Annotated in this window: 1 protein-coding gene; it reads left to right on the forward strand. The window is 34.7% G+C overall.

Features of this window, described 5'->3' with window-relative positions:
• Positions 1-293 precede the first annotated feature (293 nt).
• Entirely contained in the window at positions 294-467 is a 174-nt protein-coding gene (locus F909_RS19675; protein WP_228127864.1) for a helix-turn-helix transcriptional regulator, read from the forward strand.
• Positions 468-611: the final 144 nt, after the last annotated feature.

The following is a 611-nucleotide window of genomic DNA, read 5'->3' on the forward strand; positions in this document are numbered from 1 at the left end:
TACATCCCTAATACGTATTAACTCGTTATACAGATTTGGGAAAGTTGCTTGAAACTCTCTTGCTTTTACAGCTTGCTTTACTAATTTTTGCATTACAGGGTGAGCTATTCTGTAAATTTCATGATCGAAGACGGGATTACTCATTTAAATACGCTACTTAACAATTGTGAATCTTGTTTTGCTGATGTTTCTGAGGATTCTAGAGCATATTTATATCCGAAGACATCCACATCAGGTTTAAATCGGAGTAAACAATGCAAACCTCAGAAACCAAAAAAAATCAGATTCTTAGAATGAAAGGAGTAACAGAATTAGTCTGTTTAAGTAAATCAAGTCTGTATGACAAAATGAACCCGAAATCCAAGAGATATGATTCGTCTTTTCCTCGTCCGATTAGATTGGGACTATCAGCCGTTGGTTGGTTAGAGCAGGACATAATTGATTGGATCAATTCAAAAAAAAGCTAACCAGATTAGCAAGATATCTTTACAACTCTCACATACCCTATTAACCCTTATAACACTGTAATTCCTTGATTTCGAGGTCATGGGATTACAGTGATTTTTACGCCTGACCATTTGTGTTACTTATATGATCAGTATATCTAATAA

Source organism: Acinetobacter sp. ANC 3929, from assembly GCF_000369405.1.
GTDB lineage: Bacteria > Pseudomonadota > Gammaproteobacteria > Pseudomonadales > Moraxellaceae > Acinetobacter.